We start from the raw sequence: 18,837 nt of genomic DNA, 5'->3' as shown, positions 1-18,837 counted from the left end.
TTCCACCGCCAACCCCAAAAAAAAGGCCGTGACAACGTCACGGCCTTTCACTATCAGTTGACCTCTATTAATGATCCATTTCCATTACGGCATTTCATCCACTTCTTCCGGCTCCGGAATCATAAAGTCTTCCTTGCTGACCTTCATCATGAAGAGGATGTTGCTCACCACATAGATGGACGAATAGGTACCCACTAAAACCCCCACCAGCAATGCCTCAGAGAAAGCTCGCATCACTTCGCCACCAAAGAAGTACAGCGCCACCAATACCAACAAGGTGGTAGCGGAGGTATTGATGGTCCGGGTAAAGGTCTGATTCACGGCGCCGTTGATAATGGCAACCGGATCGGTCTCCCGAGAATTACGGAAGTCTTCTCGAATGCGGTCTGCCACAACGATGGAGTCATTCAGCGAGTAACCGATCAATGCCAACACCGCCGCCAGCACCGTCAGGTCAAACGGCCACTGCACCAGTGAAAATAACCCCAACACGATAAGCACATCGTGGAACAGCGCAACCACCGTAGCCACGCCGAACTTGTTGGAGAAACGGAACCACACGTAAACCATCATCAGGCCCAGCGCCAACAACATGGCAGTGCCAGACTCATCACGTAGCTCGTCACCCACCTGAGGGCCGACAAATTCCACTTTCTGCTTTTGCAAATCCGGGTTGTGCTCTTTGAGCACAGCAAAAACATTCAAACCAACCTGGTCGGCATCTTTGCCATCCCTTGGCGCGACCCGAATATTCACCTCCTTGGGTGAACCGTAGTGCTGGACGACGGCATCGCCAAAACCTGCATCGGCAAGATCGGCACGTACTTTAGAAAGCTCTACATCTACCGGGCTTTTTACCACCACGGTAGTACCGCCGGTGAAATCCAGCCCAAGGTTCAAGCCCCGGGTCAGCAACAGCGCCACGGAAATAATCACCAGCGCCAGCGAGAGGAAGCCCAGCGGTTTGCGGGCGGCCATAAAGTTGATGTTCATGGGTGCTTTGCTCATAACCGCCTCAGATGCTCAGTTTGCTCGGGGCGCGAGCGCCTCGACCGTAAATCATTTCTGCCATGGCACGGGTACCGATAATGGCCGTGAACATGGAGGTGAGGATGCCGATGAATAAGGTCACCGCAAAACCTTGTACCGAACCGGTCCCTGCTGCAAACAAAATCACCGCCACAATCAATGTAGTAATGTTGGCATCAACGATCGTGGTGAACGCACGGGCGTAACCTTCTTCGATAGCCTGGCGCGGGCTCAGGCCCCGACGCAAATCTTCACGGATGCGCTCGAAGATCAGCACGTTGGCATCAACCGCCATCCCCACCGTCAATACGATCCCGGCAATACCTGGCAAGGTCATGGTGGCGCCAGGAATTAACGACATGACGCCGACAATGATTACCAAGTTGCCGAGCAGCGCCACATTGGCGATCAGGCCAAACACCTTGTACCAAAGCACCATGAAAATCAGCACCAACACCAAGCCCAGCGCCATGGACTTGAGGCCCGCTTCGATATTCTCCGCGCCCAAGCTCGGCCCAACCGTACGCTCTTCAACGATGCTCACTGGCGCCGCCAAGGAACCGGCACGCAGCAGCAGTGCCAATTCGGAGGCTTCCGCCGGGTTATCCAACCCGGTAATCCGGAAACGGCTACCCAGGGTGCTCTGAATAGTCGCCACGTTGATGACGTACTTGTCAGTGCTACTGGTCATCTGATCAACGCTGTTGCCGGCTTCGTCGATCACCTTTTTCACGTCGGTTTTGGTTTCGATGAACAGCACGCCCATGGGGTTACCCACGTTCTTGCCGGTAACGCGCTGCATACGGCGGGCGCCATCGGAATCCAGTGTTACGTTAACTTCCGGTTGACCGTTCTGCTGATCAAAGCCCATCTTGGCGTCGATCACCTGATCACCGGTGGCGATGCTGGACTTGTTCAAGGCCACGATCCGGCCTTCCTGCCCCTTGAACGGGAAAAGCTCCAGGCCAGGAGGAGCCATACCGGAACGCAGGCGAGCGGAGGACACACTGTTGTCCACCAAGCGAAACTCCAGCGTCGCGGTGCGCCCCAGGATCCGGCGCGCGGTAGCGGCATCCTGAATGCCTGGCAGCTGCACTACAATACGGTCTGCGCCCTGACGCTGGACCACCGCTTCTGCCACACCCAGCTCGTTCACCCGCTTGTTCAACGCGGTGCGGTTCTGGTCCACGGCGTAGTCCTGCATTTCTTTCAGGGCCGTTTCGTTCAGGGTCATAACAATTTTTGGGCTATCACCGGCTGGCTGCATGGCCAGCTTGTCCAGTGCCTGGCGCAATGGCGCACGTGCGGCATCCGCCGCAACCTGGTCTCCAAAGGTGGCGGTCAGTGTGGTGTCATCAACAGACACTTCGCGGTAACGTACCCCCGCGTCACGCAGAGTCAGCTTGGCGGTGCCTTCCCAGGCTTCCATGCGGCTCTTCACCACCGAATCCATGTCCACCTGCAGCAGGAAGTGCACCCCGCCACGCAGATCCAACCCCAAATTCATGGGGCTAGCGCCAATATCACGTAACCACTGGGGCGTGGTTGCCGCCAGGTTCAACGCCACCACATAATTATCTCCCAAGGTGGACGCCGCAATATCCTTGGCGCGAAGCTGAGCTTCGGTATCGTTCATACGCACCAGCAATGAACTACCAACAACTTCACCTTCTCCATGGCCCAGGCCAGCGGCGTCCAGGGCACCTAATACGCGCTGCTTGGCTACATCAGAGACTTCGCCACCAGCCTCGGAATGACTGATCTGAATGGCAGGCGCATCCGGGTACAAATTAGGGAGCGCATAAAGGCCGCAAACAACAAGGGCAGCCATAAGCAGGAAAAATTTCCAGCGTGGATAGCGGGTCATAGTTCTTTCCGGTAGTGCCGATTTTATTAATTGTGAACGGGGCGTTGAACGTCGAAAAAAACATCAACGGGCCTTGATCGTAGCCATCCGCAAGGCATACACAATTAATCAACCGCTCGATACATTGAGTTTTGCTGGCGTCGAGGCGACAGCAAAAGCCCCGCACAAGACGGGGCTGCTATTCTTCTAGATCGACTTGATCGTGCCTTTGGGCAAGGTCGCCTGGACACTGCTTTTCTGCAGTTTGATTTCCAGGTTGTTGCTGATTTCTACCACCACAAAATCATCGGTGACTTTCGCCACTTTGCCCAGGATGCCGCCACTGGTCACCACTTCATCACCCTTGCTCAGGCTCTGTACCAGATTTTTGTGTGCCTTGGCGCGCTTCTGTTGGGGGCGAATCAGGAAGAAATAGAAAACCACCATCATCACTACCAGCATGATTAGCTCGACACTGCCCGGACCAGCAGGGGCAGCAGGAGCTGCAAACGCTGGAGAAACCATGGCCGCAGCCATCAGAGCCAGCAGGGAACGCATTGCGATGTTCATTCATTACTCCAATCAATAAATAGCTACAGCGCCGGAGTTTGTTGACCTCGGGCTGCATAAAAGTCGTCCACAAAGGCGGACAATGTACCCCCTTCAATGGCCCCCCGCAATCCAGCCATCAACCGCTGGTAGTACCGCAGGTTATGGATAGTATTGAGCTGGGAGCCCAGCATTTCATTGCAACGATCCAAATGGTGCAGATAGCTGCGGGAGAAATTCTGACAGGTATAACAGTCACACTCTGCTTCCAGAGGAGCCAGATCATGACGGTGTCGGGCATTTCGAATTTTCACCACCCCTTCGGCGATGAACAGGTGGCCATTGCGGGCATTGCGGGTAGGCATCACGCAATCGAACATGTCCACCCCCCGGCGTACCGCCTCAACGATATCGTCCGGCTTGCCCACGCCCATCAGGTAGCGGGGGCGATCTGCGGGCATATGTGGGGTCAGGTTACCCAGAGTCCGTAACATCTCGTTCTGGGGCTCGCCCACACTCAGCCCCCCCACCGCGTAGCCGTCAAAGCCGATATCCACCAGCCCGGCCAGGGATTCGCGGCGCAGATCATCATACATGCCCCCCTGCACAATACCGAAACAGGCGGCATCATTGCCTTCGTGGGCATCTTTTGAGCGTTTCGCCCAGCGCAGGGACAACTGCATGGAATCACGGGCCTGTTCTTCAGTGGCCGGGAAAGGAGTGCATTCATCAAAGATCATGCAGATATCGCTGCCCAGCGAGCGCTGTACCTGCATAGCTTTTTCCGGGCTCAGTTCAACCTTGTCACCATTGATGGGATTTCTGAACACCACGCCCTGTTCGGAAATCTTGCGCATCTCGCCAAGGCTGAACACCTGAAACCCGCCGGAATCCGTCAGGATCGGCTTGTCCCACTGCATAAAACCATGCAGTGAACCGTGGGCTTCGATGACTTCCGTACCTGGACGCAGCATCAGATGAAAGGTGTTTCCCAGGCAAATCTCAGCGCCAGTATCGGCCAGATCCCTGGGCAGCATGCTTTTCACCGTGCCGTAGGTGCCCACCGGCATAAAGGCCGGCGTTTGAATGGTGCCGCGGGGGAAGTTAATTTCACCACGGCGGGCAGCGCCATCGGTGGTGTTGAGCTGGAACGTCATTCGGGACATGGATAAGCGCTCACTTGCATGCGGCACGCAATACGCAGCACGCCAAAAAAGGAAATCTTGGTCATTCGTCCGCTCCGCTTTTCACGTGCGGGGAAGTACGTGATGCCTGCTGCGTTCCCTCAATAAACATGGCATCGCCATAACTGAAAAACCGGTATTGGGCCTCAATGGCCGCCCGGTAGGCGCCCATGATCCGGTCGCGGCCGGCGAACGCACTAATCAGCATCAGCAGCGTGGATTTGGGCAAATGGAAGTTGGTTACCAAAGCATCCACCAAACGGAACCGGTAACCAGGATAAATAAAGATATCCGTTTCCCCCTGGCCGGTCTGCAAACCACCGGACTGACTGGCCGCTTCCAGCGCACGCAACGCAGTAGTGCCTACCGCCACCACTCGACCGCCCCGAGCATGGGCCAGGGCTACCTGCTCCACTAGTGAATCGGGAATCTGGTAGCGCTCACTGTGCATATGGTGGTCTTCCACTTTATCCACACGCACCGGCTGGAACGTCCCGGCGCCTACATGGAGAGTGACAAAACCGATATCAACCCCGTGCTGCTCCAAGGCCGCCAGCATCGCATCATCAAAATGCAGACCGGCCGTCGGCGCCGCAACAGCCCCCGGCTCGCGAGCATACACCGTTTGGTAGCGCTCCATATCACCGTCCTCATCCGGACGGTCGATATACGGGGGCAGCGGCACATGGCCGATTTGTTCCAATGCAGCCAAAAGGGTGTCGCAGCCGCCCCCCGGCAGAGAGAACTGCAGGATAAACAGGGCATCACGGCGCCCCGTCACCTGGGCACGGATACCCTCATCAAATTCCAACCAACTACCGGGCTTTGGTGACTTGGAAGCACGCACGTGGGCAAGCGCTTCATGGTCGTCCAGCACTCGTTCGATCAACACTTCAACCTTGCCGCCACTTTCCTTTTGGCCAAATAATCGAGCAGGAATGACGCGGGTATCATTGAAGATCAACAGATCGCCGGGGTGCACATGGGAAAGCAAGTGAGGAAACTGCTGATGCTCAAGCGCATCGCGGGTAAGCGCTAACAAACGCGCATCACGGCGTTGCGCAGGCGGGTGGCGGGCAATTAACCCGTCAGGGAGCTCAAAGTCAAAATCGTCGACATTCACGTACTGTACCGGCACGGAAATTAAAGGGGCTGCAAGGATACCCGCTCTCAGACCGGGAAAAAACACCTGTAACCGCCGCAGAGAGCGTAAAACTCACCTCGAGCGCTCATGGCCTCCTCAGTAATCCCTCTGTGTTTTGATAGGAAAGACTCTCAGGTTTTGGGTTTCTTCGGTAACTGCACCGTCGCTGTGGCGGACAGGCGATCATGCAGCGTTTGATGAGGCGCGACCAGCACTACTAGGTAGCCGGTTCCGAACAGCCCCCAGGACACGCATGCCCCCAGGAAGCGTGCCAGTGTTTGCCAGAGCTTCACAGGCCCACCACGATAATCGCGCACCTGCAGTCGCCAGGCGCGCATCCCCAAGGTCTGCCCTCCGCGCATCCAGAACCAGGCGTAAAACAACCAGGTCTCCACCAACAACAGTGGCAGCAGGATCCCCTTCAGATAGTCCGGTGCTGCGCGGGTGACACCGTTTATATCTTCCATTGGCAACCCTGTTTTAGGATAGACCAACACGAAGATGCCCGTGGTCACAAACCACAAGGCCAACACCAAAAAGCCATCATAGACCAACGCCATCAAGCGCTTGAGCAATCCCGCGGGAGGGGCATAGTCGGTCATGACGATCTCCTGGACAGACTGTTTGAGCTAGCGAGGGCCAGAAACACCCGGCATAAAAAAGCCCGCTAGTAGCGGGCTTTTTTATTGTTTGGTACCAGAGGCCGGACTTGAACCGGCACGCCCGTGAAGGCAACGGATTTTGAATCCGTCGTGTCTACCAATTCCACCACTCTGGCATTGGGGCGCGAGTATACCAGCCCTTCGCAGCTTTTCCAGCCTTTGCACTAATCGAAAGCAATTTTGATTGCCGTCACGTTATCCCGACTGCCTGAATGGAGCGCCGCCTTAAGAAGAGCTGACACGCTGGCACCCTCCATTAACAGCCGATGCAACGCCGGCTCCGCCAGCACCGAGTGCACGCCATCACTGGTCAACAGCCATTGCTGATCGCTCTCAACCACAAAGCGGGCTTGCTCCAGTTTCAGCTTATCGCCATTGCCGATGGCCTGATAGATCACATGCCCGCGGGGGTGTCGCATGGCTTCTTCTTCGTTGATTTCTCCCGCGTCCACCAGCGCCTGTACCGGGGTGTGGTCTTTGGTAATAGCACAGGTACGACGTGAATCATGCCGATAAAGTCGCGCATCGCCAGCCCACAATACACCGGCATCTCTTCCCTGTATCAACAGCGCCACCACCGTGGCCCCCATGGGCTTGCTGCCCAAGTGCATGGCGGCATGGTGACGAATCGCATGATTGGCGCTTTGCAGGGCGCTTTCTACTGCCAACAGCCGATGGGCAATTCCTCCGCCCAGAGAAAGATTCTCCAGCGCATAGCGAACCATAGTGGCAGCAAGGTCGCCGGCTTCATGGCCGCCCATGCCGTCAATCACCGCCCATAGGCCCTCACCGTCGCGGCACACCAGCGCATCCTCATTGGCCGACCGGCGGCCTGGGTGGGTGCGTCCTTGCCCCCGCCAGCCGCTCATCTCAGCGCACTCGCTGCAGCAGCCAAATCCCCAACACCAAGCATAGTGATGGGGGAAGAATAGCGGCCATTAGCGGGTCGGCATGGAACACTAACGACAGCTGGCCAAAGAATTGTTGGCCGTAGTGGAAAATCAGCCCGGCCACAATGCCTGCCGTCAACCGCAGCCCCATGGTCACTTCTCGAAGGGGGCCGAACACAAAAGAAATAGCGATCAGCACCATACCGATAGTCGCCAATGGCATGAACAATTTCTGCCAGAAACTGAGCATATAGTCTGCCGTTTCCAGCCCCTGCCGTTTCAGATAGCGGGTATATTCCAGCAGCTTCATTAGCGCTAGGTTATCGGGCTTAAGCACCACAATACTCAGCAACTGCGGGGTCAGCTCTGTTTGCCATTCGCCCTGATCTTTCTGGTAGTTCTCGGCATGGTCAGCAAACAACCGGGTACCGTGTATACCTTCCAGAGACCAGAAATCTCCTTGGTAGATAGCCCGGTCCACGTATTGGGTCTCGGTCAGTTTCTGCCCGTCGCTGAAACGGTAACGGGTCAACCCGTGTAACACTCCGTTGGGCTGCACCGCATTGATATGAATAAACTCCGGGCCTTCCCGGTGCCAGTAACCGTACTTGGAGCGCAAGGCTTCACCGCCCCCTTCGGCCATGGAACGGTTACTCTGCGCCACCTGCTCACTATAGGGGGTGAGATATTCACCCAGCGGAATCGACAGGATGATCAGTATCAGCACCGGGCGCAGCACCAGCCAGCTTACTTTCAGGGTAGAAACCCCAGCCGCGCGAATCACCGACAGTTCACCACTGTTCGCCAGTAAGCCCAAACCAATGAGGGTGCCTAACAAAATCGCCATAGGCATGTATTCGTAAAAACGCCGCGGCGTAGTCGTTAGAATAAACTGCAAGGCCTCCAGGACTTGGTAGTTGCCCCGGAGGAATTCCAGCTCATAGACAAAGCCGAACAGACAATCCAGCCCGACGATAATAAACAGAATAGCCAAGGTCGGAATCATCACCGCCCGCCAGAAGTAGCGCTTGAGCAATTTCATGGGCGCGCCCTCCGCCGGAATAGGCGGCCACCGAAATAAAGCAGGAAGACCACTGTCGCCGTAATCACATGGATCCAAACCATGCTCAGGTACCAGGGCCGCACGCCCTCGTGGTCCTCAATGGCGCTGCGGCATACCAGCAACATACCCACATAAAGCATGTAGCCTAGTACAGCCGGGATTAGTCGATAGAACCGTCCTTGGCGGGGGTTAACCCTGGCCAAGGGAATCGCTGCTAACGCCATGACTGGCACGGTGAGAATCAGCGAAATACGCCACTGCAGTTCCGCCAATGCCGCCTTGTTGTCGGCCTGCTGATCCATCAATTCCTGGGTGGAGCGCCCCCGCACCTTGGGCGGGCGGCTATCGGTTTTTTCGCCACCAATACGGACCCGGGCTTCCTTGAAGCCCACTTCCTTGTAATCCAGTTGGCCAGGTTTACCTTGGTACTGAAAGCCATCGGTCAACAGCAGATAACTGATGCCTTCTTCCACTACCAGCTTGCCGCTTTTCGCCCAGACAGTAAGCAGTCGCCCTGCCTCACCCTGACTTTCAAAGTGCGCGTCTGCCACAAACACATTTTCCAGAACGCCTTTTTCCCGGTTCAGGTGCTCTGCATAAGTAGCGCGCTGGGAATCACTGGAGCCTTTTACGTGGAAACGGCCCGGGGTGAGCAATTCCAGCACCGACCGGTCCTTTTGTTCTTCAAAAATCCGGTTTACTTCTGCGTCACCCCGTGGGGTCACATAGAGGGAAAACATGCCTACCAGCGTGGTGGCCATTAATATAGGCACCACCAACGAACGTACCACACGCCCGTTGCCCTGGCCTCCGGCCTGCAGCACCACCATTTCGTTGTCCATGTGCATACGGCCCAGCACCAGCAACAAGCCGATATACAAACTCAGAGGAACGATCATCTGCAGGAATTCCGGCATCCGGAATGCCATTACCAGGAACAAGGCATCGGCGGCGATTTCACCGGCAGCCGCCTCAGCTAGATATTTGATAAAGCGGCCACTGACCAGCACCATCACCAGAATAAAGGTGACCAGTACTGTGGTCATGAACACTTGCCGGTTAATATATCGATGGAGAATCAAAGGCAGGCCCACTCATTGCTGTCTGCAAAACGTGCCGAGCAGGATAAAGGCAGGCAAGAGGCCCGCAGCCCGACACACACCGCCGGGCAAAAAACGCCTGCGGCAGCAGTGAATGCCGCCTAGTGTAACTGAGTGCTAGACAAAGGTGATAATTCCCTTTCAATTAGGTTGTCGGCTGAGCTCCTTCGCGGATTGCGTTTCCTTGCGTGACAGCCCACTATTTCCACTATTTATCGGGTGAATCGCGCCCCACCCTTTTATTAATTTGGAGAAAGTATGGACTTCGCAGTAAGCAACAGGCCCTTGGAGAAAAGCAAAGCAGACGCCTTAGTGGTATTGCTGGGCAAAAAAAGCGACCTTCCCGAGGCCCTACCCTCCTCCACTCGCGAGCAAATTAGTCAGTTCACCAAGGCCGGCGATTTCAATGCCAGCAAGGGACAGCTTGTCTGGTTGCACGCGCCCCAAGACCTTAATGCTGATCGCCTGCTGCTGGTCGGCACCGGTGATAGCCCTCTCAGCGACCAAGGCTGGCTCTCTTTGGTACACAAGGCTACCAAGACCCTGGCCAGCTCTCCGGTTAAGCAGGTTCTGTGGTTGCTAGACGACACACACACACAAGCACTGGAGTGGCAAGTCCGCGAAGGCAGCCGTGTAGTAGAAGAAAGCACCTACCGTTTCGACAACTACCGTAGCAAGCCGGCACCGGCCAGCAACCTAGCCAAACTGACCTTCTGGCATGCCGAGAAGGACACTACCCTTACGAAAGCACACAAAACAGGCAAAGCCGTGGGCCTTGGGGTCAACGTAGCTCGAGATTTGGGCAATTTGCCTCCCAACGATTGCTACCCGGAATATCTGAGCGGGGTAGCTCGGGATCTGGGCAAAGAATATGAAAAGCTTACGGTGAAAGTATTGAGCCAGGCTCAGGCAGAAAAAATGGGCATGGGAGCCTTCCACGCGGTAGCCAAAGGCTCCGAACGCCAGGGCCAAATCATTGTGATGGAATACAAGGGCGCCAAACCCACCAAGCAAGGCCCGGTTGCCCTGGTCGGCAAAGGGATCACCTTCGATACCGGCGGCATTTCTCTAAAGCCCGGCGCCACCATGGATGAGATGAAATATGACATGGGCGGCGCTGCCAGTGTTTTCGGCTCAGTAAAAACTGTGTGCGAACTGGACCTGCCTATCCATCTGGTTGCCGTCGTGGCAGCGGCGGAAAACATGCCCGATGGCCGCGCCGCTCGCCCGGGAGATATCGTCAAAACCCTATCCGGCCAGACCGTGGAAATTCTCAATACCGATGCTGAAGGTCGACTGGTACTGTGCGACGCGTTGACCTACGTGCAGCAAAAACACAAACCACACACAGTCATCGACATCGCCACCCTGACCGGCGCTTGCGTTGTCGCCCTCGGCGCCCACGCCCAGGCAGTCTACTCCAACGACGATGACCTCAGCGAAGCTCTGCTCGCCGCGGGTAAAGAAACCGGCGACCGCGGCTGGCCGATGCCCCTGTGGGATGAGTACCAGGGCCAGCTGGACAGCCCCTTTGCCGACATGCAAAACATTGGCGGCCCCAAAGCAGGCTCCATCACCGCCGCCTGCTTCCTCTCCCGCTTCACCAAAGAAGTAAAATGGGCGCATCTGGATATCGCCGGCACCGCCTGGATCAGCGGCGGCATGAGCAAAGGCGCCACCGGTCGCCCTGTGCCTATGCTTACACGGTATTTGATGGACAACGCCTAATGCTAGGCACCGAACGCCTGGCACAACACTATGCGTCAGGCGTTTGGCGTCAGCCGCTAGGCTTTTACCTATGACTGAAGTCACTTTCTATCTCAGCAGTAAAGTCGGGGAGGGCGTTCGCCAGGCTCTGGCTTGGCGGATTGCCGATAAAGCGCTGAAACAGGGCCGGCAAGTCTATGTGCATTGCCAAAATGAGGCCCATGCACGGCAGCTGGACGCGCAATTCTGGCAATCTCCCCCAACAGGCTTCTTGCCCCACGCACTAAGCAGTGAAGGTCAGGCTCCGGTATTACTCGGATTCGGTGACGACCCCGGCCATCAGCACGATGTACTGATCAACCTGAGCGATGGAGTGCCCGACTTTTCCTCCCGCTTTCAGCGGGTGGCCGAAATGATCAGCGGCGATGAAGCCGAACGACAACAGGGCCGGGAACGTTTTCGTTTCTACCGGGACCGAGGCTTCCCCGTCACCACCCATGAACTTGGCTGACCACTACTGCGAGCAACACGGCTATGAGCGACAACAAGGAAACGGCAAAGCACGCCTTGCTCAAAGAACTGGATGATGTCCAGTCCTTGCTGGACGATGCTGAGCCGCCGCTGCTACAAGCATCTGCAGAGGCAACCCCGCCGGAGGCTCAACGAATACGGCAGCTTGCCAGCGAGCGGACCAACCCGTTCTTAAACCGCACCGCTAACCCACACGCCCCTGCTCCCAGTGTGTCACCGGCTTCCACACCCGCTCAGCAAACAACAGCAACAGCACGCCCAACGTTGACCAACCGTGACATTGATAACGCCATTGATGAACTAGTGGCCGAGGCCCTGCCCAAGCTGGAAAAAGCCCTACGTTTGAAGCTGCGCGCCGCCCTGCGAAGGAATGCCAGAGGCTAATCGCTCTACAGACTTTCTGGGGGCAAGCGTTTTTCTTTTCAGGCGTCTGGCAGCCTAGGTAAGGGGTTTTCCTACAACCCGCGACGAACCCGCCCCGCTTCGCTATAATTCGCCCTCATTTTTTCTGGTTAGAAGCGGTGATCATGGACAAAACCTACCAACCCGATCGCATTGAGCAGTCTTGGTACGAAAACTGGGAACAAGCCGGTCATTTCAAGCCGAGCGGCCAGGGTGACCCGTTCTGCATCATGATCCCGCCCCCCAATGTGACCGGCAGCTTGCACATGGGCCACGCCTTCCAAGACACCATTATGGATACCTTGGTCCGCTACCGCCGCATGCAGGGCCGCAACACCCTCTGGCAGGTGGGCACCGACCACGCCGGCATCGCCACCCAAATGGTGGTAGAACGCAAATTGGCCGGCGAAGGCACCAACCGTCACGAGCTAGGCCGTGAGAAATTTCTGGACAAGGTCTGGGAATGGAAAAGGGAATCCGGCGGCACTATTACCCGCCAGCTGCGTCGCATGGGCGCCAGCGTAGACTGGACTCGTGAACGCTTCACCATGGACGACGGTCTGTCTAACGCCGTGCGCGAAGTGTTTGTCCGTCTGCACAAGGAAGGCTTGATTTACCGTGGCAAGCGGCTGGTCAATTGGGATCCAGCCCTGCACACCGCCATCTCCGACCTAGAAGTGGAGAACGTGGAAGAGCAAGGCCACATGTGGCACTTCCGCTATCCGCTGTCTGATGGCTCCGGGCACCTGGTGGTCGCCACTACACGCCCGGAAACCATGCTCGGTGATACCGCCGTAGCCGTTCATCCGCAAGACCCACGCTACAAGGACATGATCGGTAAGAGCATTCGCCTGCCGCTGGCTGACCGCAATATCCCTATTATTGCCGATGACTACGTAGACCCGGACTTCGGCTCCGGCTGCGTAAAAATCACCCCGGCCCACGACTTCAACGATTACGAGGTGGGTAAGCGCCACGACCTGCCGATGATCAATATCCTGACCATCGATGCCGCGCTGAATGACGAAGTGCCGGAAGGCTATCGCGGCTTGAGCCGTGTAGACGCCCGCAAAAAGGTAGTAGACGATCTAGATGCCTTGGGCTTGCTGGAAAAAGTGGACGACCACACCCTACAGGTGCCCCGTGGCGATCGTTCCGGTGTGGTTATCGAACCCTACCTGACCAACCAGTGGTTTGTCGCCGTAGAAGAGCTGGCCAAACCGGCCATTGCCGCCGTGGAAAATGGCGACATCCAGTTCGTCCCCAAAAACTACGAGAACATGTATTTCTCCTGGATGCGGGATCTGCAGGACTGGTGTATCTCCCGCCAACTGTGGTGGGGCCATCGCATCCCCGCCTGGTACGATGCCGACGGCAACATCTATGTGGGCCGCGACGAAGCAGCGGTCCGTGCAGAAAACAACCTGGGGCATACCCCCCTGAGCCAGGATGACGATGTTCTAGATACCTGGTTCAGTTCCGCCCTGTGGACCTTCTCCACTCTGGGCTGGCCGGAAGACACTGACGCCCTGCGCACCTTTCATCCCACCGATGTACTGGTAACGGGCTTCGACATTATTTTCTTCTGGGTTGCCAGGATGATAATGATGACCCTGAAGTTCACCGACCAAGTGCCCTTCAAGAAGGTCTATGTTCATGGTCTGGTGCGCGACAATGACGGCCAGAAAATGTCCAAGTCGAAAGGCAACGTGCTTGATCCGCTGGACATGATTGACGGAATCACCCTAGACGCGCTGATCGACAAGCGCACCAAGGGCCTGATGCAGCCGCAGAAAGAAAAACAGATTACCAAGCGCACTAACAAAGACTTCCCTGACGGCATCAACCCCTACGGCACCGACGCTCTGCGCTTTACCTTCCTGTCTCTCGCTTCCACGGGCCGGGACATCAAGTGGGATATGGGCCGCATAGAAGGCTACCGGAATTTCTGTAACAAAATCTGGAATGCAGCCCGCTATGTAATGATGAATACCGAAGGAGAAGACTGCGGTATCGATACCGGTAGCGAGGTGGAGCTGTCCCTTGCAGACCGTTGGATTATCTCCGCCCTACAGCGGGCCGAGCTGGAAGTCAGCGAAGCACTAGACAGCTTCCGTTTCGACGTGGCCAGCCACGCCGCCTATGAATTCATCTGGAACGAATACTGCGATTGGTATCTCGAGCTATCCAAACCGGTACTGTGGGGTGACGAGTATTCCGAGGCCCAAAAACGCGGCACACGCCGCACCCTAGTGACCGTACTGGAAGCCATCCTTCGCATGGCCCACCCCTTTATGCCTTTCATCACTGAAGAAATATGGCAAAAAGTCGGTCCACTGGCAGGCAAGACGTCGGCGGCAGGTAAAGGCGAAAAAACCGACACCATCATGTTGCAGCCCTTCCCGGCCAGCGAGCCCGCCAAAATCGATACCAATGCGGAAACCGGTGCAGAATGGGTGAAAGCTGTAATTAGCGCGGTACGTAACATCCGTGGTGAGATGGGCATTCCACTAGGCAAGGCACTGCCGATTTATCTGCATAATGGTAAAGACTCGGACAAGGCCCTGCTGGACTCCAACCGAGTCTTCCTCAGCAAACTGGCCAAACTGGAATCCATTACCTGGCTGACCGCAGAGGATTCCGCCCCCGCCTCTGCCACCGCCCTAGTCGGCGACATGGAAATTTTGGTGCCCATGGCCGGGCTGATTGACAAGGAAGCAGAGATCGAGCGTCTTTCCAAGGAAATCGAAAAACTCCGCAAGGAGGTGGGCCGCGCCGAAGGTAAAATAAAGAACCCCAAGTTTGTCGATAAAGCACCGCAGGCCGTGGTCGACAAGGAAAAAGCCAAACTGGACGACTATCGCTCCCAACTGGCCAAGCTTGAAGAACAGCTGGAAAAAATCAAATACCTGTAAAGCCCGCCATCATGGCGATTACGCTGCGTCTTCTTCCCACCTGCGCACCGGAAGCCTTCCCCAGCGAAGGCTTCCGCAGGGTCGAAGTGGATGCCATCGCAATCGGGCCGATCTGGACAAAACCACCATCTATCCGCTGCTTCTTTCTCAGAAAGCACTACCGCTCAGTATAGTCCGTCCTTGGCGCGGCCGGAGAACCTGCGCCGGGTTGTGGCTTCTTATCTGAAGAAAATTAAAATTTTACGGCTACTGGCTCAAAAGACTGGTGATTTCATGACAAACATCCAGCGCCAGTACCTGGTTTATGGAACCAAACCCACCCTTTGCGATGTTTTTTCAGCGAGCGTTGCAAAGAACGCTATTTCGCTGCTCTGCCCACTCGCGATACGATGCTGATTGATGGTGAACTTGATGGGTGCCTCCTCACAGAGAGGGGGAGCCGCGAACAACAAGCCGCGGATTCCAGGAAAGTATTAATCCACGGCCTCAGATAGGAGAGATCATGCGCATCACTTTTCTTTTAGCTGCCATTCTGGCCTTTTCCCCGCTATCTGTTGAAAACGCCCGGGCCGACAGCTTGGATGATATTCTCGACGCTTCACACCGCACGTCAGCGGAAAAAGCCCGTGATTCTTACCGCCACCCCGCCGAAACCCTTCGTTTTTTCGAGGTAGAAGCGGACATGACCGTGGTGGAAGTCTGGCCTGGCTCGAAGGGGTGGTATACCGCTATTTTGGCGCCTTATCTGCACGACAATGGCACTTATTATGCTGCCCAATTTCCGCCGGATAGCAACATCCCGTTTTACCAACGTTCACTTATCCAGTTTAAAACCCGCCTGGCCAAGCAGGACGAGATTTACAACAAGGTTCGCATTACCCATCTTTACCCCCCTGCCTACAATGACATTGCCCCAGCAGGCACAGCCGACCGGGTTCTCACTTTCCGCAACGTGCATAACTGGGCAAAATCCGGCAAGGCGGAAGCCGCTTTCAAAAGCTTTTACAAGGCCCTCAAGCCGGGCGGGGTGCTGGGCGTAGTGGAACATCGGGCACCGGAAGTACGCCCACTGGAAAGGCAAATCGAAACGGGGTATATGAGCGAGGGGTATGTCATCGCCCTTGCCGAGAAGGCCGGCTTTACGCTGGTGGATCGATCAGAGATCAATGCCAACCCGAAGGATCAGACCAACCACCCTGCCGGGGTCTGGACACTCCCCCCCTCGCTACGGCTCGGCGACAAGGACCAGGAAACCTATGAAGCAATCGGGGAAAGTGACCGGATGACATTGAAGTTTATCAAGCCGGAAGACCCGGCCCAATGAAGGTACTATGGCGCCGGGCGCTCCAGCATGCCCGGCGTAACTTCGCCCAGCACCAGGGATTCAGCCACCCCCACTGCCACACGCAAGCATTGGTCCAAACGCTCCGGAGAAAAGCCGCCATCCTCAAAAATGTAGAGTGAGTAATTTTCCAGCATCCACAGCATAGTCAGGAAAACCAACGGTTCGTAATTGTTGCCCGTATAGCGGTTAATCTGATCAGCCAGGACTTCAGAAGCCAGCGTCTGGGCACGGATGCGGTGGGGTGCAAGAGCCGAATTAGAAGAGCGAGCTTCTTCCATCATCAACTTGATAACCGGCCCCATACTCACGTGGTAATCGAAGTAGACCTTGGTGGTATTACGAATGATATCGTGGGCAGAGGAGGCCTGTTTTACCTCTTTGTGAAAATGCAACAGCATGTTGTCAACAAAGATACGATAGATACTTTCCAGCACATCCATCTTGTTGCGGAAGTACTTGTAGAATGTGCGACGGGATACATCAGAGGCATCCAGCAGATGCTGTACCGTGGTGCGCTGTAGCCCACGCTGGGCAAACACCTGCATTGAATGAATCAGAATTTCAGCCCGAGCCTGAGAGCGCTGCCCTCCTTCTTCGCGGGCATGCATTTCCAATACTTGATTCACCACCTGACGAATCGCATCAATGTCGCTGCTTGCTATCTGCACCAGACAATTATCCTTTACAATGTACCCTTGAGCCAGCTTAACCAACGGCCACTACAGAGTAAACATTCAGTTTATCTTAAACGATGACGGTCCCCTCCACCGAGACGTCCTGTTTGTGGCGTTTCCATATCTTCTCGTGAAAGTGATACGCCACCGTATTTACACAGGGCTCTACTACAGCGGTTAAGCCACCAATACGCCAGTCTCCAGTCATGGCCCAGACGACTAGAAACGCCACTGAAATATGCATTGCTCCGAAACTGATCGTCTTTACCATGAGATATCCTCCGTTAGAAAGCCATGATCTCTCACTACTGATCTATCGAAAAATACTATTCCTGAATTTTTCTGATAGGAAATAGAAATCACTATCAGATAGGCAACCATCAAGGATTGTTAACTCGCTTGCACAATATATGCACTAGCCTGATCGCATGCTTTATCCTATGGCATCCGCCAACAAGAGAATTTCCCCATGAGCAAGAAAGCCCTACTTATCCTTCACGGCAAACAAGCCGGCAACCAGTCCGTTCGCAATGCGGTCATGGACTGGCGTGACCAAGGCCATGAGTTAGCCGTCCGCGTAACGTGGGAAGGGGGCGACGCTGAGCGCTATGTGCGCGAAGCGCTTGATAACGGCTTCAACACAATTATTGCTGGTGGGGGAGACGGCTCCGTGCGTGACATCACCCAAGCACTGATGGAAAGCGGCAACAAAGAACTGGAACTGGCGATTCTCCCGCTCGGCACGGCCAACGACTTTGCCACCGCTGCAGAAATCCCGGAAGAACCCGCTGACGCCCTGTCATTGCTTAATAATCCTGCTCAGCCATGCGACGTGATTCGAGTAAATGATCATTATTTTCTCAATATGGCCACTGGTGGTTTCGGCACTGAGGTCACAACGCAGACATCCGAAGATCTAAAAAAAATGCTCGGTGGTGCAGCCTATCTACTTACCGGTCTTACTCAGTTTTCTGAAATTGAATCCGCGAAGGGCCACTTCAAGGGAGAAGGCTTTGAGTGGGAAGGGGACTTCCTGGCTCTCGGTTTGGGTAATGGTCGACAAGCCGGCGGGGGGCAACGCCTGTGCCCCGACGCCTTGATCAACAATGGGCTTTTCGATGTTGCTATCTTGCCGGCTGAGATGGACCTGCTAGCCGGAGTTAAAGAGCTGTTCAACAGTGAGACCCGACAGGACCCGGACCAAGAAGGATTGTTTGTCCGTACTCGCCTTAGTGAAATGGAAATTGAAACCCCAACCCCAATGAACCTGAATCTGGATGGTGAACCAATTCAGAATACGACTTTTCAGATTCAAGCAATCCCCAATGCGCTGCGCCTTTACCTGCCCGAAGGCTGTCCCCTGTTAGGCTGAAGTCTGGCACGCACGGCCACAATGCTGGATAAACTCTCAAACGCTCTGTCGCCGTCTATCAAGACTTCCTGATCAGGCATACAGACTGTGAGTGGTGACACCGAGATGATCAGCCACTTAGGCCACACTGTGACCACGATCGGTCACCTGACGAACCGCCTCAATCTTGAATTCTTCAGGATAGCGTTTGCTGCTCATGGATACCTCTCTGATTGCCATTTTGGATGGCTGAAAGGTGTCTAGCAAACTGGTGGCGATTCAATCTTTGAGTAGGGTGCGATTCAGGTAACGGCAAGACGTTCAGCGCATTTAAAGCCCAATAAAAAACCCCCGTCACAGAAGTGGCGAGGGTTTTTCGTATTTAAGAGCCTGACGATGACCTACTCTCGCATGGGGAAGCCCCACACTACCATCGGCGATGTAT

17 protein-coding genes and 1 tRNA gene are annotated in these 18,837 nt (G+C 55.5%); 6 read left to right on the top strand and 12 right to left on the bottom strand.

Features of this window, described 5'->3' with window-relative positions; translation table 11 throughout:
* Positions 1-84: 84 nt before the first annotated feature.
* The 10 genes from secF to lptF form a co-directional block, all read right to left on the bottom strand.
* The gene (gene secF, locus ABNH10_RS13550; RefSeq protein WP_349386436.1) at positions 85-1,008 is read right to left on the bottom strand and encodes a protein translocase subunit SecF; all 924 of its coding nucleotides are present in this window, start codon (positions 1,006-1,008) and stop codon (positions 85-87) included.
* A 7-nt stretch (positions 1,009-1,015) separates the two neighbouring features.
* Positions 1,016-2,896 carry a protein translocase subunit SecD gene (gene secD, locus ABNH10_RS13545; RefSeq protein ID WP_349386435.1) on the bottom strand — a complete coding sequence of 627 codons (1,881 nt, stop codon included), beginning with the start codon at positions 2,894-2,896 and terminating at the stop codon, positions 1,016-1,018.
* 186 nt (positions 2,897-3,082) lie between these two features.
* On the bottom strand, positions 3,083-3,445 hold the full coding sequence (gene yajC, locus ABNH10_RS13540; RefSeq protein ID WP_349386434.1) for a preprotein translocase subunit YajC: 363 nt from the start codon (positions 3,443-3,445) through the stop codon (positions 3,083-3,085).
* Between the two features lie 23 nt (positions 3,446-3,468).
* A complete protein-coding gene (gene tgt, locus ABNH10_RS13535) occupies positions 3,469-4,581 on the bottom strand; it encodes a tRNA guanosine(34) transglycosylase Tgt (protein ID WP_349386582.1) in 1,113 nt (370 codons plus the stop codon).
* 70 nt (positions 4,582-4,651) lie between these two features.
* Complete coding sequence (gene queA / locus ABNH10_RS13530) at positions 4,652-5,731, bottom strand: tRNA preQ1(34) S-adenosylmethionine ribosyltransferase-isomerase QueA (protein ID WP_349386433.1); 1,080 nt, start codon at positions 5,729-5,731, stop codon at positions 4,652-4,654.
* A 152-nt stretch (positions 5,732-5,883) separates the two neighbouring features.
* On the bottom strand, positions 5,884-6,354 hold the full coding sequence (locus ABNH10_RS13525; protein ID WP_349386432.1) for an RDD family protein: 471 nt from the start codon (positions 6,352-6,354) through the stop codon (positions 5,884-5,886).
* A gap of 89 nt (positions 6,355-6,443) precedes the next feature.
* A tRNA-Leu gene (locus ABNH10_RS13520) sits at positions 6,444-6,530 on the bottom strand.
* A 48-nt stretch (positions 6,531-6,578) separates the two neighbouring features.
* Positions 6,579-7,283 (bottom strand): PP2C family protein-serine/threonine phosphatase, encoded by a 705-nt coding sequence (locus tag ABNH10_RS13515; RefSeq protein ID WP_349386431.1) that lies wholly within the window; start codon positions 7,281-7,283, stop codon positions 6,579-6,581.
* Between the two features lies 1 nt (position 7,284).
* Positions 7,285-8,346 (bottom strand): LPS export ABC transporter permease LptG, encoded by a 1,062-nt coding sequence (gene lptG, locus ABNH10_RS13510; protein WP_349386430.1) that lies wholly within the window; start codon positions 8,344-8,346, stop codon positions 7,285-7,287.
* The gene (lptF, locus tag ABNH10_RS13505) at positions 8,343-9,461 is read right to left on the bottom strand and encodes an LPS export ABC transporter permease LptF (protein ID WP_349386429.1); all 1,119 of its coding nucleotides are present in this window, start codon (positions 9,459-9,461) and stop codon (positions 8,343-8,345) included. Before lptF ends, lptG begins: the two co-directional genes overlap by 4 nt.
* 264 nt (positions 9,462-9,725) lie before the next feature.
* On the opposite strand from lptF, the gene ABNH10_RS13500 reads away from it, so the two are divergent.
* From ABNH10_RS13500 to ABNH10_RS13480, 5 genes are all read left to right on the top strand, one after another.
* On the top strand, positions 9,726-11,195 hold the full coding sequence (locus tag ABNH10_RS13500; RefSeq protein ID WP_349386428.1) for a leucyl aminopeptidase: 1,470 nt from the start codon (positions 9,726-9,728) through the stop codon (positions 11,193-11,195).
* A gap of 70 nt (positions 11,196-11,265) precedes the next feature.
* The gene (locus ABNH10_RS13495; RefSeq protein WP_035460462.1) at positions 11,266-11,685 is read left to right on the top strand and encodes a DNA polymerase III subunit chi; all 420 of its coding nucleotides are present in this window, start codon (positions 11,266-11,268) and stop codon (positions 11,683-11,685) included.
* Between the two features lie 23 nt (positions 11,686-11,708).
* On the top strand, positions 11,709-12,089 hold the full coding sequence (locus ABNH10_RS13490; protein ID WP_349386427.1) for a hypothetical protein: 381 nt from the start codon (positions 11,709-11,711) through the stop codon (positions 12,087-12,089).
* Positions 12,090-12,232: 143 nt separating this feature from the next.
* Positions 12,233-15,022, top strand: coding sequence for a valine--tRNA ligase (locus tag ABNH10_RS13485; protein WP_349386426.1), 2,790 nt, complete (start codon positions 12,233-12,235; stop codon positions 15,020-15,022).
* A gap of 502 nt (positions 15,023-15,524) precedes the next feature.
* Positions 15,525-16,346 (top strand): class I SAM-dependent methyltransferase, encoded by an 822-nt coding sequence (locus ABNH10_RS13480; protein ID WP_349386425.1) that lies wholly within the window; start codon positions 15,525-15,527, stop codon positions 16,344-16,346.
* A gap of 5 nt (positions 16,347-16,351) precedes the next feature.
* Here the strand turns inward: ABNH10_RS13480 and ABNH10_RS13475 are convergent, their stop codons facing one another.
* Complete coding sequence (locus ABNH10_RS13475) at positions 16,352-17,035, bottom strand: TetR/AcrR family transcriptional regulator (RefSeq protein WP_349386424.1); 684 nt, start codon at positions 17,033-17,035, stop codon at positions 16,352-16,354.
* Positions 17,036-17,111: 76 nt separating this feature from the next.
* The gene (locus ABNH10_RS13470) at positions 17,112-17,312 is read right to left on the bottom strand and encodes a DUF2061 domain-containing protein (RefSeq protein ID WP_349386423.1); all 201 of its coding nucleotides are present in this window, start codon (positions 17,310-17,312) and stop codon (positions 17,112-17,114) included.
* Between the two features lie 198 nt (positions 17,313-17,510).
* On the opposite strand from ABNH10_RS13470, the gene yegS reads away from it, so the two are divergent.
* Positions 17,511-18,413, top strand: a complete 903-nt coding sequence (yegS, locus tag ABNH10_RS13465; protein WP_349386422.1) for a lipid kinase YegS — start codon at positions 17,511-17,513, stop codon at positions 18,411-18,413.
* Positions 18,414-18,837: the final 424 nt, after the last annotated feature.

Origin of the sequence: Alcanivorax sp. (assembly GCF_040119285.1) — a bacterium.
In the GTDB taxonomy this organism is placed as follows: Bacteria; Pseudomonadota; Gammaproteobacteria; order Pseudomonadales; family Alcanivoracaceae; genus Alcanivorax.
The sequence above is the reverse complement of the archived record's forward strand: the minus strand, read 5'-3'. Positions and strand labels throughout refer to the sequence as shown.